Genomic DNA, 26,553 nt, shown 5'->3' with positions numbered 1-26,553 from the left:
AGATCAGCTCGCTTTCATCAAGCGCCCACACTTATCGGCTGTTAATTTTTAAAGAACGTCGCGTTTCAAACGTCTCGTTTGTTTCGCGTCTCAATCAAGAGAGGCCGAATTATGGTTTTCCCCGACTTTGCCGTCAAGTACTTTTTGAAAAATTCTTGAAACATTTTTTTGGCAAGAGGTGGAGCCGGGGATCAACGGGGTTGCAGCCGGTGGCATAGAGGCGGCAACGCGGGTACGCCGGTAGCCCACGAACCGCCCCGCCGCAGCGAACGCAACCCTCCGTCGCTCACCGGCCCACCATCGCCCTCACCACGCCATCCCTGCGAATCAACCCGTGATACATCGCCGCTGCAAAGTGCGCGAGGAACGTGGCAAAGAACAGATACGCCAGCACCCGGTGCGCGACCCTGAGCCACGCGAACGTCACCGGGTCGGCCGAAACAATCGCAGGCAACTGCACACCACTGCCCAACGTCACCGGATACCCGCCCGCCGAAAGCATCGCCCACCCGATCAACGGCATCGCAACCATCAGCGCATACAGCACGAGATGCGACCCATGCGCGGCAACCTTCTGCCACCACGGCAAGTCTTCAGGCAACGCCGGCGGCTTCGACAAAAACCGCACCACGATCCGCACACACACCAGCACCAGCACGGCGACACCCAGCGGCTTATGAATCGCCACCAAAACCGCATGCCGCTCGGAGACAGACGAAACCATCCCCACCCCGATAGACAGCATCGCGACGATCATCGCGGCCATCACCCAATGCAGCGCCCTCGCCGGCAGACTAAACGTCGTAGAAGTCTTCATCATCGCCCCTCCGAACTCAACTTGGCCACCCCCGCCACGCCAGCCTCTTCACTGGTCCGCCGCAGATACGAATCCGCATAAGCCGCCGAGCGCGCCGCCAGCAACGGATCCCCCGACACCTGAATCCCCTGCGGCAGCACCGTCGGGTCGTAATTCACGTCGCGGCACGGCCCGCTGTCCTGCGCCTCCACGCGATCGAGCACGAGCGTCCCCGCATCGATCGTCGTCCGCTGCGTGGGCCAGACCTTGGTCGCGTCGTCCACCGGATCGCCGGGCTCCGCCAGGGTGACCAGCAGCTTCCACTTCTGCGCACCCGCCGCGATGCGCTGCGTCACGTCCTGCTGCAACACGTTCGGATCCGCGGCCGTCGCGACGTCCCCGGCGCCGGCCGTCTGCTCCGGTACGACGCGCCACCTCACCGCCTGCCGCTTGCCCGCCGCGTCGACGAAGTAAAACGCGTTCAGCCCGTAATAACTCTCGGTGACGTAACTCGCGCTCGGTTTCGCACCCTTCACCCACTGCAGGAACGCGGCCGTCTCCGGATGCGCGCCGAAAAACGCCTTCGCCTTCGCCGGATCGGGCTTGCCCGTCTTCGGATCGGGCCGGGTCGCCACCGTCAACTGATAAAACACCTGCGGCGTCGCCACCGGAAACACGGGCATCGCGTTCATCCCGGTTCGCCATTGCTCGCCGTCAGGCGCGGTGAGCTTCAGCGCGAGGCTGCGGATCGGCACGCTGCTGTCGGGCGCATACGGATTCCCGCCCGGCAGCGCGAACCGCCCGACCACCGGCGTGCGCACCGCCTTGAAGAACGGCGCGACCGAATACGCGCTCGCGGCCCCGTTGCCTTCGAAGTAACCGGTCACGCACACGCCCTTCGCGTGATTGCGCCGGTAGCCCGGATGGATGCCACTGTTGGTCTGCAGCGCGTCGACGAGCCGCTGCGGGGTCAGACGCGCCGGCGCGAGCCACCCGCCGGCATACCCGAACGCGACGGCCACGCCGGCCACCGCGCCGCCGATCGCGGCCCAGCGCCACCACCCGCGCCCGGGCTCGCGCTGCGGCGAAGAAGAGGAAGATTGCTTCATGGATGCACTCCTGATCGTCAGATCATTGTCGAACCCGCGTAGGACGCCACCCGCGCCGCTTTATTCCACGAAAAATTTTTTCCTAGACTTGATGGAATAATCGGCACGCGCCGGCGTCCTACGCGGCATCTCGACCCTTTCGGCAACCGGCCCGGCCATGCCCTCCACCGCCCTCGACGACGAAGCGTTGCGCGAACTCCTCCCCAGGCTGCGACGCTTCGCGCTCTGGCTGGCGCGCGACGTCCACGCGGCCGACGATCTCGTCCAGTCGACGCTCGAGCGCGCGCTGTCGCGCTGGACGAGCCGCCGCGACGACGCGTCGCTGCGCAGCTGGCTCTTCACGATCCTTTACCGGCAGTTTCTCGACGGCAAACGCAGCGCAAAGCGCTACGCGTGGCTGCTCGGCCGCATCCGCGACGATGACGAAGCGCACTGGCCGTCGGCCGAACGCGAATTCGCGGCGCGCGCGACGCTCGAAGCGTTCGGCCGGCTCTCCGACGAGCAGCGTAGCCTGCTGTTGCTCGTCGCGGTCGAGGGCTTCACCTATCAGGAAGTCGCCGACCTGCTCGACGTGCCGATCGGCACCGTGATGTCGCGGCTCTCCCGCGCGCGCCAGGCGCTGCGCCAGCTCAGCGACGGCGAGCTTCCCGCTCCTTCTTTGCGCTTGATGAAAAAATGAACACGCCTCCGAACGAACACGACCTTCAGGCCTATGTCGACGGCCAGCTCGACGACGATGCGCGCGCCGCGGTCGAGCGTTATCTCGCGCTGCATCCGGAGCGCGCGGAACAGGTGAAGCAATGGCAGCAGGATGCGCAGCGGTTGAGGGCCGCGCTGGAGAGCGTGCGGATGCCGGCGGATAACCCGGCGCTGGATCCGGCGGCGATTCGTGGACGGCGCGTGGAGCGCAAGCGGATGCGGTTCGCGATGGCGGCTTCGTTCGTGTTCTGCGTCGGGCTGGGGACGTTCGGCGGCTGGCAGGCGCGCGGGTGGAACGCGGCGCCGGCTGTCGCGCCGATGAGCGATGCGGTCGAGGCTTACCGGATGATGGTGGTCGATCAGACGGCAAAGGTCGATTATCGGCCGACGGGTGCGGGCGATTTGCAGGGGTGGCTCACCAGGCGCGTCGGGGCTTCGGCACGGCTGCCGGATTTGAGCGCCGCGGGGTTCAGGCCGGTCGGCGGACGGTTGTTCACGACGGACAGCGGAGCCACGGCTGCGATGGTGCTCTATGAGGACGGTGCCGGGCGAACGCTGAGCTTCTATCTCCGGCCGGCGGAATCGAAACATCGGCTGCTGCCGGCCGGGCAACGCATGGATGGCGCGCTGCTGGCGCGGTACGGGTCGGTGAACGGGCTCAACTATGCGGTGGTCGGGCCGGCTGGGAGTCTTGGGGAAAAGGCGGTCGTGCAGGCGCTCGATCAGCAGACTTGAGTGGTACGATGCGCGCGCTGCTGGCGGTCCCCGGTGGCCGCCGGCGCCCCGAATCATGCGGCTTTGCTGGCTGGGCCGCGCTCGCGCTCACCACTCGCTTACACAGCGTTTCGACTGACTTTCCTGGTCTGTTGTCCACATCGAAACAACGCCGGCGCCCTCGCCCTTTAGAATCACAGGGTTTCGAGTCGCCGCGGAACAGGATATCCACATCGATCATGGCGACACCGCGCGTGGTCATCGGTCGACTCGCTCACCTTCGGCTTGCACAGTGTTTCGGGTTGTTTTGGCGTGCGATATCCACAACCCGTGAGATAACGCGAACACTACACCGAATTCGATTACCCTCACCCATTGAATGCACAGGTCTTCGAGTGCTTTGACTTCTCGATATCCACAAGGCATTCAATCACGACGGATCGCACGAAAACTATCCGCATCGTCTGCTCTATTCCGGCGAGACCCTGCCAGACAAGGCGTTCGGGCTGATTCGCGTGGTCGAATGCAAGGTGCTCACCCGCTCGACGCACAGCGATTCGACTGGTTGGGTGTGCGAGTTGTCCACATGCGGACCGTCGACAAGCGTACGAAACGCGACGCACATTCCGCAATCGCCCACGTCGTAGAGCAGGCTGCCCTCCGTCAAGCCGTGTGCTTGCGCATTCGGATCGGCTTGTCATGGTCCGAATTCGCCGGGATCCGCACCCGGCTTGCGATTCGGGTGCGCCCTCACCTTTTGCTCGCACAGCGTTTCGCGTTGTTTGTGTCGCGGTTATCCACATACGCAGGCCGACCACCTTCACCGACTACGCAGTCACTTGGTCAGACAAACCTTGAGAATCTCGCCGGTTTCCGGAGAAACGACATACTCGATCGACGTCCCGAGCGGACTCGCGTTGCCGAGCCCGCGCATGCCGGGCGGCATCTTCGCGAGGAACGTCACGCTGATGACAGCGCCCTCGGGTTTCGGATCGACCCTGGCAGCGCTTTCGTCCGTGATGCAGATCTCGAAGTTGCGCAGATCCTGCCCGGTCTTCGCAAAATTCTCATAGGCGTATTTCAGGCCGAGCAGCGTCGCGGTATCGAGGCGGACGGAACATCAATCGACCTCGCCGAAATTCAGCTCGCTCATGGTGTTTTCCGGATATCACGGGTTCATGCTCGTCTGCGGCACTTGCCGCGGTTCGAGGAAATACCGCGATTCGTCGGGAACGGCGCTGTTCACGTAACGCCGGTCTTCCCACAGCAATCGCCAGCACGTCGGGACGAGCAATCCCGGGAAATCATCCGTGAGGTTCGGCGCACGAGTGCCCCGAACGAAATAATTGAAGCAACCTCCATTACGCAAACCGGGCACGACGATCGGCACGATGCCCGGCCGCCTCGACCACCCGACGACGACAGGCTCCCAAATACCGTCGCAAGGCACTTTCCGGCCGGTCCAGATCACCGGGCCCACCGCTTGCGGAACCGCGGGCAGTTCCTCCGGAAATACCGGGTACGAAAGCGTGTGGAAGTTGCGCTCATAGGCATCCGGGGACAACAGCCGTCTTGCCGAGCGCAGTTGTGCGAGGTTGCCGAATCGATCGCCCGAATCGAACGGCGCATACTCCATCTGGTATTCCGATGCATGCAGCAGTCGGGCCAGCGAGTCGATCTTCGGCGGGTACGGGGCAATCTGCCCGCCGCGATCCCAGTAATCGGGATGAGGGTAGAAATACGCGTCCAGAAGGTGATATTGCCGGTACACGTGCTTGAACGGCCCACCGCTCCGCCAGCCGAGCCGGTTCCCTCGGGCCAGCTCGGTCAGTCCTCGATCGTAAGCAGCGAGAATGTCGGCGATGATCGGAAAGTGGGTGTCCTGTATGGACGCCGGATCATCATCGGGCCACGTGTTCACTGCATGCTCATACGCGTTCGCGAATAGCGCAAACGCATCGCGCTTGCGCGTCCAGAGCGACAGGCTCGTCAAGCGTTGAAGCAGCCAGAAAATCTTGCGCCGGGTGGCGTCGTCCGTCATGTCGTACTGCTTGATCGTGTCCGTCACGATTGCTCCGCTACGCTCACGTCCGCGTGTCCTTGTTGCGCAGACCGCTACGTTCCAGCACCTCCCGCAGGCAGTCGGGACACACGAGCTCACCGGCGTTCCACATCCGCATAAACATGGCCCGATCATCGATGCGTAACGTCGATTCAACGATGTCGATATCCGTCCCGAGCACCTTGTGCAAGAACGCTTCGTCAAACCAATGCGTGGCTCCGTGCTGCACGCTGGCATTGGTCACCTGCACGACGTGACAATCGCGGATCACGTCGATCGACAAGATCGCGGCCTCGATATCCGGTGAGGTCCGCGTCGGCCGGATCAACCCGTGCAACTCGCAGCGCGCGAAGTCGCGCGGCCAATTCGCATTCGCCGCGACGACGGACGTGTCGAACGCCTGCTCCGTCGTCGTCGGTTTATAGGGCACCTCGCCTGAGCGCACGAGCAGTTCGTCCAGGCATGCCGAACACAGATACACGCGCAAGCGCTCCAGCGCCGCAATCTTCGGAAACGCCTTCACGTGCGCAACATGGTCGATAAAGGTCGCATCGACCTCGTGCTCGACGAGTTCGGCGCGCAGCATCCACATTTCCCAGCTGTATTTCGGCCGATCGAGCGAAACCTTCACGAGCTCGCCGGACGAGCACTGCCCGCGCTGCCGGATGAGCGCGGCAATGCCCGCCGATGTTGTCATCCCGTTGTCGCGACCGTGCCGACGGCAGAGAATGGGTCCCATTACCAGCTCCGGTTGCGGGCAGTGCTCGCGTCGCCCGGGTCGTTCTTCGGTTTCATCGTGTCGGTCATCCTCATCGATGGCTCAGGGTTCGAACTCGACAGTCGCGCGTCGCGACGAGAAATACGCGGTGATCGCCGAAATCACGGCTTGGCGCGTAACGGCATCGATCGTCTCGCCATCGTTTTCCGATTCGATGTACTTCATGGAATCGATGTAGACGACGAATGCAGACCCGTTGCCCACGCCGGGCAGCAATGCTTCGCCAGGCGCTCGCACGGTGCGGTGCCCATCGGATAGCACGATCTCGCGGCGCGACACCATCAGGATTGTGTACGTCATGACCTTGCCTCGCGTGATTCAGTCATGCTGCTCGATGACGTATTGCGTCGGCTTGCGCCACGCAACCGAACGGTATCCGCGCCGCACGACGCCGATCTCCCGGTAATACTCGACGAGCGCCTGCGGGCTCCAGTCGCGACCCGAGGAGAACAGCGCATCCAGATCAACAAGCGCGGCAACGAGTGCCTGGCGGTCGGTATCGTCTGCGATCGCGCGTTCCCAGCGATCGGATTGCCGAACGAAGCCCAACTGCGTCAGCACATCGGCGGCAGCCATCACGTCGGTCACGACAACCGCAAGCCATCGCCACGCGATTCGTACCAGCGCTGCAGCGCAGTCAGTGAATCGATCAAATCCTTGTGCCTCTCAGTTTGGCCGGCTTACGTCGTCGCAAGCCATCCGACGATTGCGTCGATGTCTTGGCGAGACAGTTCTCCGACGCGATCGACAAACATCCCGTAACCGAGATCGAACTTCACGTTGAATCGCTCGCCCTTGTAGCGGCAACACAGGACTTCGGCCTCCGGTATCGACACGCGTTGCTCGAACACGATGTCGCCCGGGAATTGCTGCAATCGGCATACGACCGCATCGATATCGAGCGCGTCGAGCCGGGTCAACGAAGAATCGGTCATCGCCGTGAACCTGTCCGCCAGGCCGTTGCATCCTGAATGCTGGCGATTCTACAGACATGGCTGTTCGCACACCTCTCACATGCCCCACAGCCTGCCGCGTCGTTCATCCGTTCACCGCACGCAGTGCATATCCCGCGCGGATCACAGTCGCCGGACTGTGCTTATCCAAAGGTGTTAACAGGGTTCGTATACATACGTAGTGATAGTTAACAAGCCATGTGTCTCACAGTGGATAACCTCCCTAACGCACTGAATTATCAACACGAAGCAGGATGCATAACCATGGGCGTGTCACGTGAACAGCTCCGCGGAGCACAGAACAACTTTTCGTCGATTCACAGCCGCGACGACATATCCTCAATCGCTCCACTGTGAATCCAGAGGCTTGCAGGACGGTTATCCAGAGGGGCGTGTGGATAACCTCGCGGCGCGGACGCGTTTCGCTGTGACACCAGGCATCAGGCACGCGCAGCAACCAGCAAGACCACACGCCCCTCGATTCAAGAAATTTTCACGAAGGGGCTTGTGCTCTGCGAAAACCGTCTCTATAATTCGCGGCTTCTTAGGCTCGTAGCTCAGTTGGTTAGAGCACCACCTTGACATGGTGGGGGTCGTTGGTTCGAATCCAATCGAGCCTACCAACGAACAAAATGAAGGGGTCGGCAGCGCGAATTGCCTACAGGCAATCTGGCTCGCCAAACATACAAACGCCACGCGGCAACTTCGCGTGGCGTTTTTCTTTTTCCGGCCGAAACAACGCATGGTGCCCCGATGCGTTGCACGCGATCCACGGCATCGCATCCTCATCGACATCCCGACCTGCAATACACACCGAGTAGAATCGTGTGCGCATCGAAGCGCGTTGCAGCGCGAGCCGCCCGATTTCCGGCGCACCCAAACCGCATCAAAACAACAACGCGCGATTCGCGCGACTGAGAGCAAACGACCATGTCCGAGGTCACGACCACCGCATCGTCCGCGAGCAACGACGAAATCGCCGCTTACGTCGGCAAGAAAGCCGCCTGGTTCGAACGAAAGTGGGAGATCGCCGCATCGCGCAAGAACCGGCAGTCCTGGAACTGGGCAGCGTGCTTCCTGGGCCCGGTCTGGATGGCGTATCGATGCATGTACTGGCAGGCGGCCGCCGTGCTGGGCGTCACGCTCGGCATCACGCTGGTCGAGTTGCTGTACTTCCCGAAATACTTCGAATCGAGCACGCTCGACCCGATCACCATCGGGATCGCAGTTGCGCTCGGCTGGTGCGGGAACGGCATCTACAAGACGCACGTCGAACGCAATATCGAAAAGCTGCGGCCGAACGCGACGTCGAACCAATCGTTTCTCGCGCTGCTTGAAGCGCAAGGCGGCACGAACTGGCTTGCGGCAACCGGGTTCGCCATCGCGACGCCGCTGCTCGGTTTCCTGATGATCATGATCCGCAACGTCATGGTCGCGACGTATTGATCGCGCTCACCGGCGACCGGCAAAGCAGGGCGGACAGAAGCGAGCGGAGGGCGCCGTCGTCGTGCATCCATACGGCACGCGGCGCACGGTCCCGCCACCCTCAATGCAGATGCTTCAACTTGTCAGGATTCCGCACGACATAGATCGCGACGATCTTCCCGTCCTCGATCTCGAGCGCCGTCGTCTGCAGCTCACCATCCGATTCCAGCGTAACGAAACCCGGCAACCCGTTGATGAACCCCGCGCGCACGAGCTTCGACGCATGCGCGGCGAACAGTTCGGCCAGATACTCGTGCACCTTCATCACGCGCTCGAAGCCGAACACCGGCTTGCCTGCGGCCGCGCGCTTGCCGCCGCCGTCCGAATGCAGGCTCACGTCCTCGGCGAGCATCGCGCCGAGCGCACGCATGTCGCCGCTGCGTGATGCCGCGAAGAACGCCTCGGCCAGCTCGATCCCACGTTGCTTCTCGACGTGAAACCGCGGCCGCGCCTCGCGCACATGCGTGCGAGCGCGTGCGGCGAGCTGCCGGCACGCGGCCGGGTCGCGCTGGATCGTCGTAGCCACTTCGTCGAACTCGAGGCCGAACACGTCGTGCAGCAGGAACGCCGCACGTTCGAGCGGCGAGAGCCGTTCGAGCGCAAGCAGCAGCGGCAGCGTGACGTCCTCCTGTTCGTCTTCCTCGACGACCGGCTCGGGCAGCCATGGGCCGATATAGGTCTCGCGCTGGTGCCGCGCGGACTTCAGCTGGTCGAGGCACATGCGCATCACCATGCGGCGCAGGAATGCCTCGGGCACGCGCACCTCGGTGCGGTCGACGTCCATCCAGCGGATGAACGCCTCCTGCACCATGTCCTCGGCATCCGCGACGGAACCGAGCATCCGGTACGCGACGCGGATCAGCGTACGGCGCAGCGGGTCGAAGCTCGCGGCCGCGTCGGCCCGTTCCTCGGCGCTGCCCTTGGCCGGATCGGGGTTCGTCATCAGGCAACCATCTTCGCGGCAGCGGCCTTCGCGTCGGCCGGCTCGATCCACAGCCCGAAGCCGACGGCGAGCCGGTTCCAGCCGTTGATCACGTTGATCATCAGCGTGAGTTTCACCTGTTCCTCCTGGCTGAAGTGGTCGTTCAGCGCCGCATAGGCCGCTTCGTGCGCGGCGTGGCCCTCGGACAGCCGCGTGAGCGCGTCGGTCCAGCCGAGCGCCGCGCGTTCGCGGTCGGTGTAGCAGGGCGCTTCGCGCCACGCGGACAGCAAGTAGATGCGCTGCTCGGTCTCGCCTTGCTCGCGCGCCTCGGCGGTGTGCATGTTAATGCAGTTCGCGCACGCGTTGATTTGCGATGCGCGGATCTTGACCAGCTCGATCAGCGTCGGCTCGAGGCTCCCGGCGGCGGCGACCGACACGGTCATCCAGTTCTTCATCAGTGCGGGCGCGGCGGCAAACGGATTGAGTTTCGCAGTCATGGTTCCTTCTCCTTTCGTGTGGGTTCCGGTGATATGACGAGCGAGCCCTCGCGTGTGTGACATCGACGCAAAAAAATTTGCGAAGCGCGCGGGAACGCGGGGCGGGTCAGCAGGGCGCCGACCACCACGAACGAACGACGTAATGGCGTTTGTCAGACGAGAACCCATACATCACCGACGCCATCACGATCGCCGCGCGGATGTCATGGTCCGTCAGTAGCCACAATCGCCGGCATGCGCGTTGTGAGACCCCGCACGGCCGTGCTCCGACAGACATCGACGGCTTGTCACGCACGCGACGCGCGCGTGGCCAACACTTTCATTTGTCTTTCGACTGCGTTTCATCGGCATCCCGATTCGCAGCATTCACATTTCTGGACCATACTGTTCTGCACGGGCAGATGAAGTGAAGCCGCATCAGCGGCCCGGCGCGCGCGCCGGCTGCCCGACGACGCAGCAGCAGGTCGCACGTCAGCCGCGCGCATCATGCGCAAGGCTTTCCCTTTTCCGGCAACGCAACGCAGCGAATCGCGACGTGAACGGTAAACCGATGAGCCTCCTTGCATCACAGCTTCAGCGCCGTTTCCAGGACGTGCGCACCCATAGCGTCGCGTTGACCGCGACGCTGTCCGCCGAAGACCAGGCCGTGCAGTCGATGCCCGACGCGAGCCCGACGAAATGGCACCTCGCGCATACGACCTGGTTCTTCGAAACCGTCGTGCTGATGCGCCGCGTGCCCGGCTACGCGCCGTTCAACGACGCCTTCCAGTTCCTGTTCAATTCCTATTACGAAGCGCTCGGCCCGCGCCATCCGCGGCCGCAGCGCGGGCTGCTCACGCGTCCGTCGCTCGATGAGGTGCACGCGTACCGGCAGCACGTCGACGAGGCGATGCTGCACGCGCTGGCCGGTGCGGATGCGGCGCTGCTCGAGGTGATCGCACCCGAGATCGAGCTCGGCCTGCATCACGAGCAGCAGCACCAGGAGCTGATCGTCACGGACATGCTGCATGCGTTCTCGTGCAATCCGCTGAAGCCGGCATTCCGGCCGCGCAACGGGGCCGACGCGCAAGCCGCGCTGGCCGCGGGCGACGCAGGCCCGTTGCACTGGCTGCACCAGCCGGGCGGGCTCGTCGAGATCGGCCACGACGGCGATACGTTCTCGTTCGACAACGAACGGCCGCGCCACACCGCACTCGTGCGGCCATACGAAATCGCGAACCGGCTCGTGACGAATGCGGAATTCGCGGCGTTCGTCGCCGACGGCGGCTACACGCGCCCCGAATTCTGGCTGTCGGACGGTTGGGCCACGGTGCAGCGGGAAGGGTGGCAAGGGCCCGCGTACTGGATGCCCGACGACGACGATGCGGCCGCCACGCGCGTACGGCGCACGTTCGGCCTGCACGGCGTCGAACCGCTCGCGCCCGACGCACCGGTGTGTCACGTGAGCTTCTACGAAGCGGCCGCGTATGCGGAATGGGCCGGCGCGCGGCTGCCGACCGAGTTCGAATGGGAAGCCGCGTTCGCCGCGGACGGCATCAGGCAGATGCTCGGGCACGTGTGGCAGTGGACGCGTTCGTCGTACGAGCCGTATCCGGGCTTTCGGCCGCTCGCGGGTGTCGCGGCCGAATACAACGGCAAGTTCATGGTCGGGCAGCAGGTCCTGCGCGGCAGCAGCATCGCGACGCCGCCCGGGCACGAACGGCCGACGTACCGCAATTTCTTTCCGCCGGCCGCGCGCTGGCAATTCACGGGGGTGCGACTTGCGCGAGACGTCTGACCTGACGGCCACGAGCGGTGGCCAGCAACCCGCCCGCGATTCGCGGCCGAGCGCGTTCGAGCGCGACCTGATCGACGGACTGTCGCGCACGCCGCGCAGCATTCCGCCGAAATACTTCTACGATGCGGCCGGCTCGGCGTTGTTCGACCGCATCTGCGAACTGCCCGAGTACTACCCGACACGCACCGAGCTCGGCATCCTGCGCGATCGCGCGGCGGAGATCGTGCGGCGCGTCGGCCCGCATGCGGACATCGTCGAATTCGGCGCGGGCTCGCTCGAGAAGATCCGCGTGCTGCTCGACGCGTTCGCGGGCAACTACGCGAACGCGCCGGCGCGTTACGTGCCGGTCGACATCTCGGCCGACTACCTGCACGGCGCAGCCGCGCGGCTGCGTTCGGCCTATCCGTGGCTCGACGTCGCGCCGATCGCGGCCGACTACACGAAGGCCGAGCAACTGGCCGAGCTGAGCGCGACGCCGCGGCGGCGCATCGGCTTCTTTCCCGGCTCGACGATCGGCAACTTCTCGCCGGAAGAGGCCGACGCGTTCCTGCGCGATGCCGCGCGGCTGCTGCGCGGCGGCGGCTTGCTGGTCGGCGCCGATCTCGTGAAGGACGAGCGCACGCTGCATCACGCGTACAACGACGCGCAGGGCGTGACCGCGCAGTTCAACCTGAACCTGCTCGCGCGCGCGAACGCCGAGCTCGGCGCCGACTTCGATCTCGACGCGTTCTCGCATTGCGCGTTCTACGACCGCGAGCGGCAGCGCATCGAGATGCATCTCGTCAGCGACCTCGCGCAGACGGTGCACGTGCGCGGCCACGCGTTCCGCTTCGAAGCCGGCGAGCGGATCCACACGGAGAACTCGCACAAGTTCACGATCGACGGCTTCCATGCGATCGCGCGCCGCGCAGGATTCGAGCCCGATACGGTGTGGACCGACGCGGACAACCTGTTCAGCGTGCACTGGCTGCGCAGCGTCGACGATATCCGCGCGTAGCGCCCGCTCCGGCGAACCGCTCGCGCACGGTGCGGGCGGTTCGTAATCCGGGCACACCGGCACACTCCGGTGCACGCAGGCGCGTTCCGATCGCCCGGTTTCGTGCCGAAAATCCCCTTTTACCGGCTCGATGCGCCGTTGCAACGGTGCCTGGAATGCCGCCTCTCCCTTGTCCTGCAAGGCTTTGCGGATGGCCGTAAACGTCCGTTACCGGTCTCGCATACCCGTTTCACCTGTGTCGGCGCCCCGTGCCTAGACTCCGAACCGTATTCACATGACGCACGACACGTGCAGGGAGTCGCGAGATGAGCAAGAAACTTATTCTCGGTGCAGTTCTTGGTGTAGCGGCGCTGGCAGCCTCGGGCGTCGCATCGGCCCACGTCGACCTGTCGGTCGGCATCGGCGTGCCGGGCGTCTACGCGGCGCCGGCGCCCGTCTACGTGGCTCCGCCTCCGCCGGTCATGTACGCGCCGGTCGGCTATCGCGATGACGGTTGGCGCGGCGACGGTTGGCGCGGCGACGGCTGGCGTCAGCGCGAATGGCGCGAACACGAGTGGCGCCGCCGTGAATGGCGCGAGCACGAGTGGCGCGATCGCAGCGGCTGGCGCGGCGGCCGCTGGGATTAAGCGGTTCGAATAATCAATACAAGAGGAGTGTGAACACATGATGCCCATTCGACACATCAGGCTGTGCGCCACCGCCGCCGTCGTTGCGCTCGCAACGATCGGCAGCGCGCACGCGGCGGGCTGCATGAAGGGCGCGGTGGTCGGCGGTGTTGCCGGCCACTACGCCGGGCACCACGCCGTCGTCGGCGCGGTCGGCGGCTGTATCGTCGGCCACCACATGGCGAAGAAGCACGCGGAAGAGCAGGCCGCGCAGCACAAGGCCGCCGCGCAGGGCATGCAGCCGGCGCAGTAAGCGCGAGCGTCACCGGGGCGGCGCTGCGGCGCCGCGACTTCCTGCTTCGTTGTTCCGATCTCGCATGACAGGATTGCGGCGCCATCCGGTTTGATCTGACGAATGGGCGCCGCCCGCATCGTTACGATCATTTACAACATGGTGTGGCGCGAATCGTGCGCGTTCCTAGAATGCAATCACACAAACGCGCTCCAGGGAGCACAAGATGAAACATCAACGATACCTGTCCGTACTGACCGCCGCGTTGCTCGCGCTCGGCACGGTTTCCGCGTATGCGGCTGCCGGCGGCAATGGCGGTGGCAACGGTGGCGGTCATGGCGCAGGCGGCTCCGGCGGCAACGCGGGCGGCATGTCCGCTGGCCACATGAGCGGCTCGGCGCTGAGCAACTCGAACAGCGTGCACGCGGGCGACCGCGACAAGGGCCTGGCGCGCGCGGCCGACCGCTCCGATACGATCGCCGATCGCGCCGGCACGCAGCCGGGCCACGGTCACACGCACGGGCATACGCATGGCCATACCACGCATGCGTCGACGTCCACGCATCATTCGCATCACAACGCATTCGGCCGCACGCTGTAAGCGCGGCGCCGGCATGCGATGGAAGGGCGCTTCGGCGCCCTTTTTCATTGCGGCAACGCAATGCCGCTGTCGCGCAAAAACATCGTGCCGACCCGATTTGCAACCAGCCGTAACCGCGCCGCGAACGCGCAAGAATACAAATCGCTTTCACGCGGATAACCGGCGGGAAATCGACGCCGGAAGCGGGCATCGCACCGGTGCCGGCACACAGCCCGATCCATGAAAAAACTCGCCTCGTAAGCCGTTTGCGCAGCAGATCGATCTGCTTGCTCTACGCGATCCTCCGACCCGTTCCTGGAAAAACAAAACCCCACGCTCCGAAAAACGTGGGGTTCGTCAGCCGTCTGGGGCGGCTCGTCGCCGCCCTTCGTTTCAGCGCCCGGCGCCCGCCAGCGGCGCCGCGGGTTCGAACAACGCGTCCGCCTGCCTGACGCGCACGAAGCGTGCCGCGCCGTCGCCGTCCACCAGCGCACGGAAATGCGCTTCGCCGCACGCGAGCTTCGCGCGCTCGTGCTCGCTCGGCACGTTGCCGTCCGCATTCGGCGTATCGACGACGAAGTACAGCCGCTCGCCGCCATCCTGTTCCGCGAGCACGGCCCAGTCCGGGTGATAGCTGCCGAGCGGCGTCGCCACGCGGAACCACGCGGGCAGCTTCGCGTACAGCTTCACGCCGTCGTGCGCTTCGAGCGCATCGGCGAACGCGCGCTCCGCGTCCGTCTCGCACACGACCGCTTCGTGGATCGATTTCCGCGCATCGGGCCGCAGGTTGCGCAGATAACCGGTCAGCGCCTCGCTCTCGAACGACTCGAGCGCATGCACGTGGCGCTCGCCGAGCTTGCGGTACGCGATGCCCGCGACGAGCGCGAGCCGCTTGCAGCGGTTGATCGCATCGGCCGCAACCGCAATGAACTGCTGCGGATTCACGCGGAAATCGTCGAGCCGGCCGCTGTCGGCCAGGATCGTCGCGAGCGAGCGGCGCGTGAGCTGCGTACGGTCCTGCAACTCGGTGAGCAGGTCGGGCAGCGGTAGCTCGCCTTCGTCGATCAGCACCGTACCGGCGCCGGCCACCTCGATCGCCTCGATGCCGGCCTTGCCGATATCGATCTCGGCCTTGCGCCACTGCAGCCGCGCACGCGCGATGTCCGGCGCGTCGTGCAACGCGGTCGCGCAGTCGCGCACGAGCTTCGCGTTGTCGAACTCGACGCGGTACACGGTGCGATGGCGGATACGGTCCCACAGCGCGCGGAAATCCTCGCCGAACACGACGGCCTTGCCCGACGCATCGCGCCGCAGCGCGATCGCGCGGCGCTCGTCCGCATTGCGTACCGCGAAGCGGCCCGACAGCTTGCGCAGCGTCGCGACGATCGGCGCGCGCAGCATCTCGAATGCGTCCGGCAGCATGAGCGCGCTCTGGCGCAGCGCATCCTTCAGCCTGTCGAGCACCTTGCCCTGCGCGTCGACATAGCCCTGTTCGTGCAGATGGTTCCACAGCACGCGCGACAGCTCGATGCCGAGCGCATGCGCGGGCCCGTCGCCTTCCTGCACGGGCAGCGCCGCGAACTGGTGCTCCTCGACGATCCCGAAACGGATGCCGGTATCGGCCTCGATTTCCTTCTGCAGGTTCTCCGCGAACGACTCGTAGCGCTCGGTCGCGATCACGGTGAGCGTGTTCACGCCCGCGTCGCGCACCCGTTCGCCGTCCTGGTCGACGGCGAGGCGCAGCCCGCGGCCGAGCGTCTGGCGGCGCTCGCGTTCGGTCTGGATGTCGCGCAGCGTGCAGATCTGGAACACGTTCGGGTTGTCCCAGCCTTCCTTCAGCGCCGAGTGCGAGAAGATGAATTTCAGCGGCGTGTCGAACGACAGCAGCGCTTCCTTCTCGCGCATGATCAGGCCGTACGCGCGCTCCGCGTTCTCGCGGGCTGCGGCGCTGCTCTCGCTCGTGTCGGTCCAGCCGCCCTTGCGGTCGATCGAGAAGTAGCCGTTGTGCGCGCGTCCGACTTCGAGCGCCACGTCGACACCGTCAAATAGCGCACGGTAGGCCGGCACGCGCGCCGCACGCGCATATTCCTCTTCGAAGATCAGCGCGTAGTCGCCCTTCACGGGCATCCCGTTCTCGTCGTAGCGGCGATAGCGCTCGACCGAATCGACGAAGAACAGCGACAGCACCTTCACGCCGCGTTCCGCGAGGCGCAGCTCCTTGTCGAGATGCTCGCGAATCGTGCGGCGGATCATCTCGCGCTGCACGGCGAGCGTGTCGATGTCGCCGAATGCCTCGCCGAGCGACAGGAACGCCTCGCCTTCCGGATGGCGCAGCTCGACGTATTCGGCGCCCTTCAGCGCATGCACTTCGCCGATTCGCAGCCCCGCGTATAGCGCACGCTTGGTCAGGCGCTCGAGATCGTCGCCGTCGGTGGCCGACACGATCTGGCGCTTCACGCCGGCCGCCGTCGCGACATCGAGCTCGACGCGCGCGCTGATCGCGCCGCGCCGGTTCGACACGCCGACGAGCCGCACGTACGGCTTGTTGTGCGCGTCCTCGACGATCGCCGACGCGATCTCGATCTGCTTGACGAGCTTGCGCTCGTACGCGTCGACCGCGTCGAGCCGGTACACCATGTGGTGACGGTCGACGTGCGTCGCCGAATAGCGCAGCGTGCAGAGCGGCGCCATCGCGGCCAGCGCTTCGCGGCCGCGCCCTTCGAGCCCGCCGTCGACGCTCTGCGGCTCGTCGACGATCACGATCGGCCGCGTCGCGCGGATCAGGTCGATCGGCTTCTCGCCGCCGGTCTTCTCGCTGTCCTTGTAGAGGTTGTTGATTTCCTTCTTGTTGATCGCGGCCACCGTCATCACCATGACCTGGATCGCCGCGCTCGCCGCGAAGTGGCGCACCTGGCCGAGCTTCGCGGAGTCGTACAGGAAGTAGTCGTACGGCACGCCCGCGTACAGCGCGCGGAAGTGATCCTCGGTGATCGAGAGCGTCTTGTGCACGCCTTCCTTGATCGCGATCGACGGCACGACGATCACGAACTTCGTGAAGCCGTAGCGGCGGTTCAGCTCGAAGATCGTGCGCAGGTACACGTAGGTCTTGCCGGTGCCGGTCTCCATCTCGACGGTGAAGTCGCGCGAACCGGGCAGGCCGGACGGCGGCAGCCCGCCGCGCAACTGCACGTCGGCGAGATTGCGTGCGAGCGCGTCGTCGGTCAGCGACAGCCGGTTGCCGACGCCCTGTTCGGATACCGCGAAGCCGAGCGAGCCTTGAGCTGCGGCCGTGGTGCCGGGCGCGGCGTTCGCGAGCACGCTGAAATCGCCGCGATACGATTCCTGGCCGCGAAACAGGTCGCAGACGGCGTCGATCGCCTCGCGCTGGTAGTCGAGATCCGCTTCGAAGTGCAGCCGCATCACAGGCTCCGCACGCGCTTCACGCCGTGCTGTTCGAGCAGCGCGGCGAGATTGAGCTTCGCGACGTCGTCGACGAAACCGCTGTCGCGGAACAGGCACGTGACGTCATGCGACGCGCCGGTCGCGTCGAGCAACTCGACGATGCCGTCGGCGAGCGGGCCCGCGTCGTCGCGCGAGATGCGCGCATCGAAGCACGCGACGATCGAGCGGCCGATCAGGTGCACGGTCTTGCCGGCCACCTGGTGATGCTCGACCGGCGTGCACAGGTCGAGGCCGAGCTTCAGCGTCAGCTCGGCGAGCAGGTCGTCCTCGGTGCGGCCGGTCTTCACGTGCTCGACGGACGCGAAGAGGGCGTGGTCGAAGTCGTCGCGGCGCGGGTCCCACTCGATCACGTTGGTCGTGTCGAGCCGGTACACGCGGAAGCCGAGGTCGCCATAGCTTTCCGGATAGTCGCGCGCGACCTGCTGCGCGGCGCGGCGCAGGCGCTCCTTCGTGATTTCGGCGAGCGTCGCGGGCTTCTTCAGCTTCGTGCAGAAATCGGCCGCGCTCTGCTGCGTCTTGTCACGGCGGTCGAGCGCTTCGGGCAGTTGCACAAGCACGTAGCGGCGCGCGCCGCCGTCGGTCGCGTTCACCTGCATCACCGCGTGGCCGGTCGAGCCGGAGCCCGCGAAGCAGTCGAGCACGATGTCGTCGCCGCGCGTGCACCAGCCGATCACGGCCGCTGCGAAATCGACCGGCTTCGGCAGGTCGAACGGGATCCCGAGCGTCTTCAGCAGCGCGTCGTCGGAGCCGGCGAACGGCAGTACCGACGGCACGTTCTCGTACATGTTCTCGTCGAGGTAGTAGATCCGCTGCGGCTGCGTGCTTTCGTCCGCGCCGAATTCGATCTGGCCGCGCTCGATCAGCGCCTGCATCGTCGCGGGCGGATTGCGCCAGCCGCGCGCCGGCATCGCGCACGGCTTGCCGGTGACCGGGTGGATCAGCGGCGTGAAATACTCTTCCGGCGCCTTCTTCTTGTTCGGCCATGCCATCGACACGAGGCGGTACACGCGGCCGTCTTCCGACAGCCGGTCGTACATCACTTCGCCGCCGGACAGGTTGGTCTGCGCCTTCATCCACGCGCGGTATGCCTTCTGCGCGTCCTTCGCGTTGCCGCTGCGGTACACCGCGTCATGCGCGGCGTCGAGCATGCGCTGCGCATTGCGCTTCGGGCGCTTGAGCGGCGCCTGTTCGAGCAGCGTCTCGGCATTGCGCGCGAACAGCACCAGCGATTCGTGCTGGTACGCGACGCCGCGCGCGTCGCCCTTCGGGTTGCGCTTGTCCCACACAGCGACGCCGAGCTCGTTCTCCTCGCCGAAGATCTCGCGCAGCATCAGCACCAGCGCATGCACCTCGTGCTCGTCGATGTGCACGGCGATCAGCCCTTCGTCGGACAACAGCGCGTGCGCGAGCTTCAGGCGCGGATACATCATGTTCAGCCAGTCGGTATGGAACCGGCCGTTCGCCTCGGTATTGGTGCTGCGCTTCGCGCCGCCCTGGGTCTGCCCGGTCATCGCCAGGTAATGGCGGATGCTGTCGCTGAAGTCGTCCGGATAGACGAAATCGCTGCCCGTGTTGTACGGCGGGTCGATGTAGACGAGCTTCACCTTGCCCGCGTAGCTCTTGTGCAGCAGCTTCATCACGTCGAGGTTGTCGCCCTCGATCACGAGATGACGCGTGTCGTCCCATGCGACGCTGTCGTCGGGGCAGGGGCGCAGCGTGCCCGTCGACGGCGTGAGCGCGGCCTGGCGTGCGCTGCGCTTGCCGTGCCAGTGGAAGCCGTAGCGCTCGTCGGCGTCGCCGACCGTGCGTTCGCCGATCAGCGCCTTCAGCACGTCGACGTCGACCGACGCGCCGTCGGGGCCTTCGGTCACGAGTTCGGGGAACAGCGCCTTCAGGCGCGCGACGTTGTCGGCGGTGAAATCCGTCGACATCGCCTGCGGGCTGGCCGCATCGAGTTTCTGCATCGTCTTTTCCATCGGAGCCCGGCCGCGCGCGCCAGGACGTCGGGCGCGCTCACGGCACCGGCGGCAATGGCCGCCCGGGCAAACCCGAAACGCTAGCGAGTCGGTCGGCGCAGGTCAAGCGCCGATGTGGGCCGAACGTACGTGCATCGGCCGCGATCGCCCGCCGGACGGGCCGCAAGCGGTTTCGGGCCGGTTCTCGCACGGCCGGCCGGCGGCCGCTTCGCGGGCGTCACGCGGCACCGCGGAAAGGACGAAAAAAAGGGCACGGTCGGCGCAAAGCGCCGGCGTGCCCGCATGGAGAATCCCGGACGGAGGGAACGGCGGGGCGCGATGGGCCCCGCTCCGGATGGCCGGCCTCGAGATCAGAAACGCGTACGGACGCCCGAAGTCAGTTCGAGCTGGTTCTTCGCGCCGAACGTCGACGCCGCCGTGTAGCCGCCATGCAGCTTCATGTAGTCGCCGGCCAGGTACACCTCGGTGCGCTTGCTCAGGTGATAGAACACCGACCCGTAGATCGTCTCCTTGAAGCCGTTGGCGACGCCGTTGGTCAGGCTGAACGCGCCGAGGTTCGCGTTCGGCGTGAAGCCGTCCGCGTTGTTCGCGGCGTTCTTGATGCGCATCTGCTGGTAGCCGAGCTCGTAGTCGAGCGCGCCCTTCGGCGCGATCTTCATCGACACCGTCCACGAATCGTCGTGGCGCTGGCCGAGCGCACCCTGGTCGCCGTTGTAGCGGAAGTAGCCCGCATTCAGGCGCACGATGTCGAACGTGTAGTTGCCGCCGACCGAGAACGTCTGGTTCGTGAAGCCGCCGTGGTTCACGTGGTTGTAGAAGCCCGACACGTTGAACGGCCCGCCGTTGTAGCCGAGCGCGACCTGGTACGCGGAGCCGGTCGCGAACTGCGTCGAGTTGCTGAACTGGTAGCCGGCGCTCGCGAAGATGCCGTTGCTGAACAGCTTCTTCCACGCGATGCCGTTGTTGTAGCGCGTGCCGGTCGGGCCGGCCGCGTAGAAGATCATCTGCTTGAAGTTGTTCGAGTTGGTCCAGCCGCCTTCCTCGGTCGACAGCTTCGAGGAGCCGTACGGGTCGCCGTAGATCGCCGCCGCGTCGCGCGCGATGGTGTTCTGGAAGCCGGCCGTCAGCTTGCCGAAGCGTTCGTCCTCGACGCCGACCCATGCATCGCGGTCGAAGATCTGGCCTTCGTCTTCCATCTGGCCGTTCGCGACCACGAATTCGCTTTCGAGGCGGAAGATGATCTTCGTGCCGCCGCCGATGTCTTCGGCGCCTCGCAGGCCCCAGCGGCTGCCGCTGAACCACGGCTCGCCTTCGTTGCCCATGCCGATCACGTGATTGCCGTTCGCGTCGGCGTGGGTCCGGTAGGTCGGAAAGCTCAGGTCCATCAGGCCGTAGAGCTGCACGCTCGACTGCGCATGCGCCTGGGTGCCGACGCACAGGCCTGCCGCCGCGATGGAAAGGGCAAGGGTTTTTCGTTTCAAGATCGTCTCCTCCGAGCTGCCGCATTGAAATCTGGTCGTTGGCAGTACGCAATGTATGCCGACTCTTGCCGGCCACAGCGAGAGGGCCGACGCGTAGCATCGTAGAGGGTGCAATCCTTCACGACGCTTTCCCGGACGCAAGAATCGAATCGGTGAAAACACCGAACGCGCAACAATCGCGAATCGGGCAGACGTGCGGATGCTCGCCTGCCGGGTTTCCGGACGCGTTTCGTGATACGAATCGATGTCGGGGGCGGAGAAAGAACGCCCGTCAGTCGTGCGCACTCTTCGCGCGCAGGATGTAACCGAGCCCGCGCAGCGTGATGATCTCCGCCGTGCTGCCCGCGAGATGCTTGCGCAGCCGGTGGATGTAGATGTCGATCGCGTCGGCGCTCGGCTCGTCGTCGAGCGCGAACACGCTGTCCATCAGCCGCGCCTTCGACACCGTCTTGTTCTGCTGCAGCATCAGTGTTTCGAGGATCGCGTGCTCGCGGCGGCGCAGCGCGAGCACGGTTTCGCCGCAGCGGAATTCGCGCGTGCCGAACGCATAGACGAGATCGCCGCACACGAGCTGCGTCGTGCCGACGCCGGCCTGCCGGCGGATCAGCGCGCGAATCCGCGCAATCAGCTCGCGCGACTCGAACGGCTTCACGACGTAATCGTCGGCGCCCGCGCCGAAGCAGTCGACCTTGTCGTCGACCGAGCCGTGCGCGGTCAGCATCAGCACGGGCACGTTGTCGTTGCGGCGCCGCAGCCGCGCGAGCACTTCCTTGCCGCTGATGCCGGGCAGGCGCATGTCGAGCAGCACCGCGTCGTAGCGTTCGGTCTTCAGCACCGTGTCGGCGCGTTCGCCGTCGCCGACGCTGTCGACCGCGAAATCCTCGCCGCGCAGCAGGTTCACGATCCAGTGCGCGAGTTCGGCGTTGTCTTCGACCAGCAGGAGTTTCATGGGGACATCTCGTCAATCATAGGCGGGCAGCCGTACGGTCACAACGATACCGCGATTGCCCGGCCCCGGCGCAAGCGACGCGCTGCCGCCGTGCGCCTGCGCGATCTCGCGGACGATCGCGAGGCCGAGGCCCGAGCCCTCGGTGTCGGACGACACGCGGTAGAAGCGCTTGAACACGTGCGGCCGCGCTTCGGCCGGAATGCCGGGGCCGTTGTCGACCACGTCGAGCACGATCGCGTCGCCGTCGCGCCGCGCGGCGACCGTCACGCAGCCGCCCGGCTGCGTGTAGCGCACCGCGTTGTCGACGAGGTTCATCACCAGCGCGGTCAGCAGGCTGTCGCTGCCCGCGACGTCGAGCCGCTCGCCGAGATCGGCGCCGAGGTCAATGTCGCGCCGCTGCGCGAGCACGATCGTTTCCTCCAGCACGCTCGACACCACGGCCGCGAGATCGACGCGATGGGTCAAGAGCGTCGACGGCGTCGCTTCCGCATGCGCGAGCAGCAGCAGCTTGTCGGTCACGTCGGCCATCTTGCGGCTGCTGCGCTGCATGCTGTCGAGCACCGACGCGAGTTCCGCATCGTCGTGACCGCGCCGCTGCGCGTACTGGATCTGCGTGTCGAGCACCGCGATCGGCGTGCGCAACTGGTGCGCGGCGTCCGCGATGAAGCGGCGCTGCGTGGCCGTATGCGTATTGAGCCGCGCGATGCACTGGTTGATCGCGTCGACGATCGGCCGCAGCTCGTGCTGCAGTCTCTCGGGGCGGATCGGCTCCAGTTCCATCGGCCCGCGGTCGGCGACATCGTCCTTCAGCTTCATCAGCGGGCGCAGCTCGAAGGTGAGGCCGAGGTAGACGAGCACCACCGCGAGCATCAGCATCAGCGACAGGCGCACGAGCTGCGGCCGCCAGATCGTGGCGACCATCGCGTTGCGCGAGCGCGTCGTTTTCGCGACGACGACCGTGACCGTCTCGATCTGCCCTTCGTCGTAGAGCTGGCGATCGTAGGCCACCGCGCGCAGCCGCACGCCGTCGAGCGACGTGTCGTACAGCGTCGGCTCGACGCCGTGCCGCGCGGGCACGGCGAGCGCCGGCGTGCCGGCCAGCAGGCGGTCGTGGCCGTCGATCACCTTGTAGAACACCGAATCCTGCGACGGCGATTCGAAGATCTCCAGCGCGGCCGGCGGCACGTCGGCGACCGGCAGCCCGTTGCGCCATTCGACGTCCTCGCCGATCGTGCGCGCGGACGCGACGAGCGCGCTGTCCTGCACGAGCCCGGCCGTGGTCCGCGCGGTGTCGTACGACATCGCGCCCGCGATCAGCACGAACACCGCGAGCGGCAGCAGCAGCCACCACAGCAGCCGTCCGCGCAGGCTGTGCGCCATCCTGTTGCGCTCCTTCTCGGAAATGCCGAACCGCGCCGGGGTCGCCGGCGCGGTCGGGAGTGTCATGTCAGGCGTCCGGACGCCGCGTTCAGAACGCGGCAGGGCGCCACTTCAAGAGCCGCTTCTCGAGCCAGGTCAGCAGGTAGTCGGCGGCCAGCGCGACCACGGCCAGCACGATCATCGCCGCGAACACGCCGCTCGCGTTGAACGCGCCCTGGGCGGTGGAGATTAGCAGGCCGATGCCTTGCTTGGAACCCAGGAATTCGCCGACGACCGCGCCGACCAGCGCGAAGCCGAAGCTCACGTGCAGGCTCGCGAGAATCCAGCTCAGCGCGGACGGGATCACGACCGCCGTGGTGATCTGCCGGCGCGACGCGCCGAGGATCTGCGCGTTCGCGATCAGGTAGCGGTCGGCTTCGCGCACACCCTGGAACGCGTTGCCGAACACGACGAAGAACACCATCACGACGGCCAGCGCGATCTTCGACGCCATCCCGAGGCCGAGCGCGATCACGAAGATCGAGCCGAGCACCACGCGCGGAATCGAGTTCGCGATCTGGATGTATAGGCCGAACACATCGGCCATCAGCTTGTTGCGGCCGAGCACGATCCCGCAGATCACGCCGGCAACCGAGCCGATCACGAAGCCGATGCCGGTTTCCTCGAGCGTGACCCATACCTGCGTGAGCAGCGGGCCCTGCGACGTGCCGTTCGCGAACCAGTCCTGGAGCTGCGCGAAGATCAGCGACGGCATCGAGAAGAAGAACGGATCGATCCATTTCAGCCGTGCGGCGAGTTCCCACCCGCCCAGCACGAGCACGAGCACGGCGATCCGCAGCGTGACGATCAGGTTGCGCCGGCGGCGCAGCCGGCGTTGCGCGGCGCGCTCGTCGTCCTCGAGCGTCGTCGCCGGTAGGGCGGTGGGGGGAAGCGTCATGTCGGTCATGCTCCTGTCCTTGCTGTTCTTGCCGTGCGGCGTATGCGTCAGCCGATCTGCACTTCTTCGCGCAGGTCGTGCCAGATGTCCTTGGAAATTTCGATGAAGCGCGTGTCGTAGCGAATCTCCGACGTGACGCGCGGGCGCGGCAGGTCGATCTCGTACACGCGCTTGAGCGTCGCGGGGCGCGCGGTCAGCACGAACACGCGGTCGGCGAGCGCGATCGCCTCTTCGAGGTCGTGCGTGACGAACACGACCGAGCCCTTGTTCGCCGACCAGAGCTGCAGCAGCTCGTCCTGCATCAGCGTGCGCGTCTGCATGTCGAGCGCGGAGAACGGCTCGTCCATCAGCAGGATTTCCGGCTGGTTGATGAAGGTCTGCGCCAGTGCGACGCGCTTTCTCATCCCGCCGGAGAGCTGGTGCGGGTAGTGCTTCGTGAACTTGTCGAGGCCGACCTTGCGGATCCATTCCTCGGCCTGCGTATACGCGACGTCCTTCGAGCGGCCGCGGAACAGCGGGCCCGCCGCGACGTTGTCGATCACGTTGCGCCACGGGAACACGGCGTCGGCCTGGAACACGAAGCCGATGCGCGGATCGATCCCGTCGACCGGGCGGCCCATCACGCGCACGTCGCCCGACACGGGCTTGAGCAGCCCGGTGATCAGGTTGAGCGTCGTCGACTTGCCGCAGCCGGTCGGCCCGACGATCGCGATGAACTCGCCGCGCGCGACGCTCATGCTGAAGTCGCGCAGCGCGACGGTGGCCTTGCCTTCCGGCGAGATGAAGCGGCACGACACGTTGCGAAACTCGATCGCCGGTGTGCTCGGGGAGACTGCCTGGGTCATCGCATTCGTCCTGCGGGTGAAGAGGGCGTCGCATCGTGACGCAACGCCGGGCCGGTCAACCGGGCCGGAACGGGGAACGCACGGCGGCGGGATCGCCGCCGCCGGCGCCTGACCGATGTCGATTACTTCGCGTTCACGAAATCGTTCGTGTAGGTGCGCGCCAGGTCGATGTGCTTGCCCTTCACCGACGGGTTGAACGCCGACAGCACCTTCAGCACGGTCGCCGGGCCGTCGGCCGGCATCTTGCCGTCGGCCGTGTACATCGGCAGCGACGCCTTCAGCGCGCTCACGTACAGCGCCTTGTCCTTCTGGTAGTCGGCCGGCATCTTCGCGGCGATTTCCTCGGCGCTGTGCGAGTGGATGAACTGCATCGTCTTCGCGAACGCGTGCGCGAGCTTGGTGGCTTCCGCCTTGTGCGAATCGGCCCATGCCGACTGCACGTACAGGCTGGCGGCCGGGTAGGTGCCGCCGAGCGCGGCGCGCGTGCTTTCCAGCGTGCGCAGGTCGACCAGCACCTTCGCGTCGCCCATCTTCTCGAGCGCGGACACGGTCGGCTCGGTCGTCATCCCGGCGTCGATGCGGCCCTGCTTGATCGCGGCGATGAAGCTCGCGTCGGCGCCGACCGGCAGCATCGTGTACTGCGTCGACGGCACGCCGTGTGCAAGCGCGAGGTATTGCGTGAGGAAGCTCGTCGACGAGCCGAGGCCCGTCACGCCGAGCGTCTTGCCCTTCGCGTCGGCCATCGACTTGAAGGTCGGCGCGGCCTTGGTCGACACCATCTCGACTTCGCCCGGCACCTGGCCGAACACCGCGATCGCCTTCACGTCCTTGCCCTTGCTCTGCAGGTCGATCGTGTGGTCGTAGAAGCCGACGACACCCTGCACGGCGCCCGCGAGCAGCTCGTTCTCGGCGTCGACGCCGGCCGGCTGCGACAGCAGCTCGACGTCGAGCCCTTCGGCCTTGAAGTAGCCGAGCTCCTGCGTGAGCCGCGCGGGCAGGTAGATCAGCTTCGCGATCCCGCCGACCATGATCGTGATCTTGCCGCCGTCATCGGCGAAAGCGGGGGCAGCGGCAAGCGCGCAGCTCAGGCTGGCTGCAACGGCGAGGGTGCGCAGGATGGGTCGCATCGGGTCGTCTCCGTTCGTTGTATTCGTGGCGCGATGCTTGCTGCATCGTCACGACGAGTATAGGGACGCGAAACCTTCTGCAACCTTTCGCGGGGCGGTGGTTCCTTTAGGGGTTTTCCAGCAACGGGGG

Annotated in this window: 27 protein-coding genes and 1 tRNA gene; 10 read left to right on the top strand and 18 right to left on the bottom strand. The window is 65.8% G+C overall.

Annotated features, from left to right (window positions below; genetic code table 11):
• The coding region (locus tag OEJ37_RS33845; RefSeq protein WP_263349344.1) for a hypothetical protein at window positions 1-218 on the top strand (218 nt) is incomplete at its 5' end.
• Window positions 219-286: 68 nt separating this feature from the next.
• Here OEJ37_RS33845 and OEJ37_RS33840 read toward each other — a convergent pair.
• On the bottom strand, window positions 287-820 hold the full coding sequence (locus tag OEJ37_RS33840; RefSeq protein WP_263349342.1) for a cytochrome b: 534 nt from the start codon (window positions 818-820) through the stop codon (window positions 287-289).
• Window positions 817-1,905: a catalase family peroxidase gene (locus OEJ37_RS33835; protein ID WP_263349341.1), complete on the bottom strand. Its 1,089-nt coding sequence runs from the start codon at window positions 1,903-1,905 to the stop codon at window positions 817-819. The genes OEJ37_RS33840 and OEJ37_RS33835 overlap by 4 nt, the downstream gene beginning before the upstream one ends.
• 157 nt (window positions 1,906-2,062) lie before the next feature.
• Between OEJ37_RS33835 and OEJ37_RS33830 the strand changes: the two genes are divergently transcribed.
• Entirely contained in the window at window positions 2,063-2,584 is a 522-nt protein-coding gene (locus OEJ37_RS33830) for a sigma-70 family RNA polymerase sigma factor (RefSeq protein WP_034183763.1), read from the top strand.
• A complete protein-coding gene (locus OEJ37_RS33825) occupies window positions 2,581-3,339 on the top strand; it encodes an anti-sigma factor family protein (protein ID WP_263349339.1) in 759 nt (252 codons plus the stop codon). The genes OEJ37_RS33830 and OEJ37_RS33825 overlap by 4 nt, the downstream gene beginning before the upstream one ends.
• Window positions 3,340-4,153: 814 nt before the next feature.
• Here the strand turns inward: OEJ37_RS33825 and OEJ37_RS33820 are convergent.
• The 6 genes from OEJ37_RS33820 to OEJ37_RS33795 form a co-directional block, all read right to left on the bottom strand.
• Complete coding sequence (locus OEJ37_RS33820) at window positions 4,154-4,282, bottom strand: hypothetical protein (RefSeq protein WP_263349338.1); 129 nt, start codon at window positions 4,280-4,282, stop codon at window positions 4,154-4,156.
• Window positions 4,283-4,486: 204 nt separating this feature from the next.
• On the bottom strand, window positions 4,487-5,386 hold the full coding sequence (locus tag OEJ37_RS33815) for an Imm72 family immunity protein (RefSeq protein ID WP_263349337.1): 900 nt from the start codon (window positions 5,384-5,386) through the stop codon (window positions 4,487-4,489).
• Between the two features lie 16 nt (window positions 5,387-5,402).
• The gene (locus tag OEJ37_RS33810; protein WP_263349336.1) at window positions 5,403-6,119 is read right to left on the bottom strand and encodes a hypothetical protein; all 717 of its coding nucleotides are present in this window, start codon (window positions 6,117-6,119) and stop codon (window positions 5,403-5,405) included.
• A gap of 81 nt (window positions 6,120-6,200) precedes the next feature.
• Window positions 6,201-6,458, bottom strand: a complete 258-nt coding sequence (locus OEJ37_RS33805; protein WP_263349335.1) for an Imm74 family immunity protein — start codon at window positions 6,456-6,458, stop codon at window positions 6,201-6,203.
• Window positions 6,459-6,476: 18 nt separating this feature from the next.
• Window positions 6,477-6,746, bottom strand: coding sequence for a hypothetical protein (locus tag OEJ37_RS33800; RefSeq protein WP_263349334.1), 270 nt, complete (start codon window positions 6,744-6,746; stop codon window positions 6,477-6,479).
• A gap of 92 nt (window positions 6,747-6,838) precedes the next feature.
• Window positions 6,839-7,093, bottom strand: coding sequence for a hypothetical protein (locus OEJ37_RS33795; RefSeq protein WP_263349333.1), 255 nt, complete (start codon window positions 7,091-7,093; stop codon window positions 6,839-6,841).
• 564 nt (window positions 7,094-7,657) lie between these two features.
• Here OEJ37_RS33795 and OEJ37_RS33790 point away from each other — a divergent pair.
• Window positions 7,658-7,734: transfer RNA gene (locus tag OEJ37_RS33790), tRNA-Val, on the top strand.
• A 307-nt stretch (window positions 7,735-8,041) separates the two neighbouring features.
• Window positions 8,042-8,557, top strand: a complete 516-nt coding sequence (locus OEJ37_RS33785) for a DUF2628 domain-containing protein (protein WP_263349332.1) — start codon at window positions 8,042-8,044, stop codon at window positions 8,555-8,557.
• A 100-nt stretch (window positions 8,558-8,657) separates the two neighbouring features.
• Here OEJ37_RS33785 and OEJ37_RS33780 read toward each other — a convergent pair whose 3' ends face one another.
• Together OEJ37_RS33780 and OEJ37_RS33775 are read right to left on the bottom strand one after the other, a co-directional pair.
• Entirely contained in the window at window positions 8,658-9,539 is an 882-nt protein-coding gene (locus tag OEJ37_RS33780) for a sigma-70 family RNA polymerase sigma factor (protein WP_263349330.1), read from the bottom strand.
• Window positions 9,539-10,015: a carboxymuconolactone decarboxylase family protein gene (locus tag OEJ37_RS33775; RefSeq protein WP_111015745.1), complete on the bottom strand. Its 477-nt coding sequence runs from the start codon at window positions 10,013-10,015 to the stop codon at window positions 9,539-9,541. Before OEJ37_RS33775 ends, OEJ37_RS33780 begins: the two co-directional genes overlap by 1 nt.
• Window positions 10,016-10,565: 550 nt before the next feature.
• Here OEJ37_RS33775 and egtB point away from each other — a divergent pair.
• The 5 genes from egtB to OEJ37_RS33750 all read left to right on the top strand — a co-directional run bounded on the left by egtB (window position 10,566) and on the right by OEJ37_RS33750 (window position 14,287).
• Window positions 10,566-11,792, top strand: coding sequence for an ergothioneine biosynthesis protein EgtB (gene egtB / locus OEJ37_RS33770; RefSeq protein ID WP_263349328.1), 1,227 nt, complete (start codon window positions 10,566-10,568; stop codon window positions 11,790-11,792).
• On the top strand, window positions 11,776-12,789 hold the full coding sequence (gene egtD, locus OEJ37_RS33765; protein ID WP_258282824.1) for an L-histidine N(alpha)-methyltransferase: 1,014 nt from the start codon (window positions 11,776-11,778) through the stop codon (window positions 12,787-12,789). The genes egtB and egtD overlap by 17 nt, the downstream gene beginning before the upstream one ends.
• A 305-nt stretch (window positions 12,790-13,094) precedes the next feature.
• Window positions 13,095-13,415, top strand: a complete 321-nt coding sequence (locus OEJ37_RS33760) for a hypothetical protein (protein WP_263349325.1) — start codon at window positions 13,095-13,097, stop codon at window positions 13,413-13,415.
• Between the two features lie 37 nt (window positions 13,416-13,452).
• Window positions 13,453-13,707 carry a hypothetical protein gene (locus tag OEJ37_RS33755; RefSeq protein WP_065498889.1) on the top strand — a complete coding sequence of 85 codons (255 nt, stop codon included), beginning with the start codon at window positions 13,453-13,455 and terminating at the stop codon, window positions 13,705-13,707.
• Between the two features lie 205 nt (window positions 13,708-13,912).
• On the top strand, window positions 13,913-14,287 hold the full coding sequence (locus tag OEJ37_RS33750; RefSeq protein WP_174418349.1) for a hypothetical protein: 375 nt from the start codon (window positions 13,913-13,915) through the stop codon (window positions 14,285-14,287).
• Between the two features lie 372 nt (window positions 14,288-14,659).
• Here OEJ37_RS33750 and OEJ37_RS33745 read toward each other — a convergent pair whose 3' ends face one another.
• The 8 genes from OEJ37_RS33745 to OEJ37_RS33710 all read right to left on the bottom strand — a co-directional run bounded on the left by OEJ37_RS33745 (window position 14,660) and on the right by OEJ37_RS33710 (window position 26,423).
• Entirely contained in the window at window positions 14,660-17,686 is a 3,027-nt protein-coding gene (locus OEJ37_RS33745) for a type III restriction-modification system endonuclease (protein WP_174418348.1), read from the bottom strand.
• On the bottom strand, window positions 17,686-19,704 hold the full coding sequence (locus OEJ37_RS33740) for a site-specific DNA-methyltransferase (RefSeq protein WP_263349320.1): 2,019 nt from the start codon (window positions 19,702-19,704) through the stop codon (window positions 17,686-17,688). The genes OEJ37_RS33745 and OEJ37_RS33740 overlap by 1 nt, the downstream gene beginning before the upstream one ends.
• Before the next feature lie 350 nt (window positions 19,705-20,054).
• Window positions 20,055-21,185 (bottom strand): porin, encoded by a 1,131-nt coding sequence (locus OEJ37_RS33735; protein WP_263349319.1) that lies wholly within the window; start codon window positions 21,183-21,185, stop codon window positions 20,055-20,057.
• Window positions 21,186-21,456: 271 nt separating this feature from the next.
• Complete coding sequence (locus tag OEJ37_RS33730) at window positions 21,457-22,134, bottom strand: response regulator (RefSeq protein ID WP_263349318.1); 678 nt, start codon at window positions 22,132-22,134, stop codon at window positions 21,457-21,459.
• Between the two features lie 12 nt (window positions 22,135-22,146).
• Entirely contained in the window at window positions 22,147-23,514 is a 1,368-nt protein-coding gene (locus tag OEJ37_RS33725; RefSeq protein ID WP_174418364.1) for a sensor histidine kinase, read from the bottom strand.
• Between the two features lie 88 nt (window positions 23,515-23,602).
• On the bottom strand, window positions 23,603-24,460 hold the full coding sequence (locus OEJ37_RS33720; protein ID WP_152860449.1) for an ABC transporter permease: 858 nt from the start codon (window positions 24,458-24,460) through the stop codon (window positions 23,603-23,605).
• A 38-nt stretch (window positions 24,461-24,498) separates the two neighbouring features.
• The gene (locus tag OEJ37_RS33715) at window positions 24,499-25,296 is read right to left on the bottom strand and encodes an ABC transporter ATP-binding protein (RefSeq protein WP_174418345.1); all 798 of its coding nucleotides are present in this window, start codon (window positions 25,294-25,296) and stop codon (window positions 24,499-24,501) included.
• Between the two features lie 122 nt (window positions 25,297-25,418).
• Complete coding sequence (locus OEJ37_RS33710) at window positions 25,419-26,423, bottom strand: ABC transporter substrate-binding protein (protein WP_263349317.1); 1,005 nt, start codon at window positions 26,421-26,423, stop codon at window positions 25,419-25,421.
• Window positions 26,424-26,553: the final 130 nt, after the last annotated feature.

Source organism: Burkholderia sp. BKH01 (assembly GCF_025685725.1).
In the GTDB taxonomy this organism is placed as follows: Bacteria; Pseudomonadota; Gammaproteobacteria; order Burkholderiales; family Burkholderiaceae; genus Burkholderia; species Burkholderia pyrrocinia_C.
The sequence above is the reverse complement of the archived record's forward strand: the minus strand, read 5'-3'. Positions and strand labels throughout refer to the sequence as shown.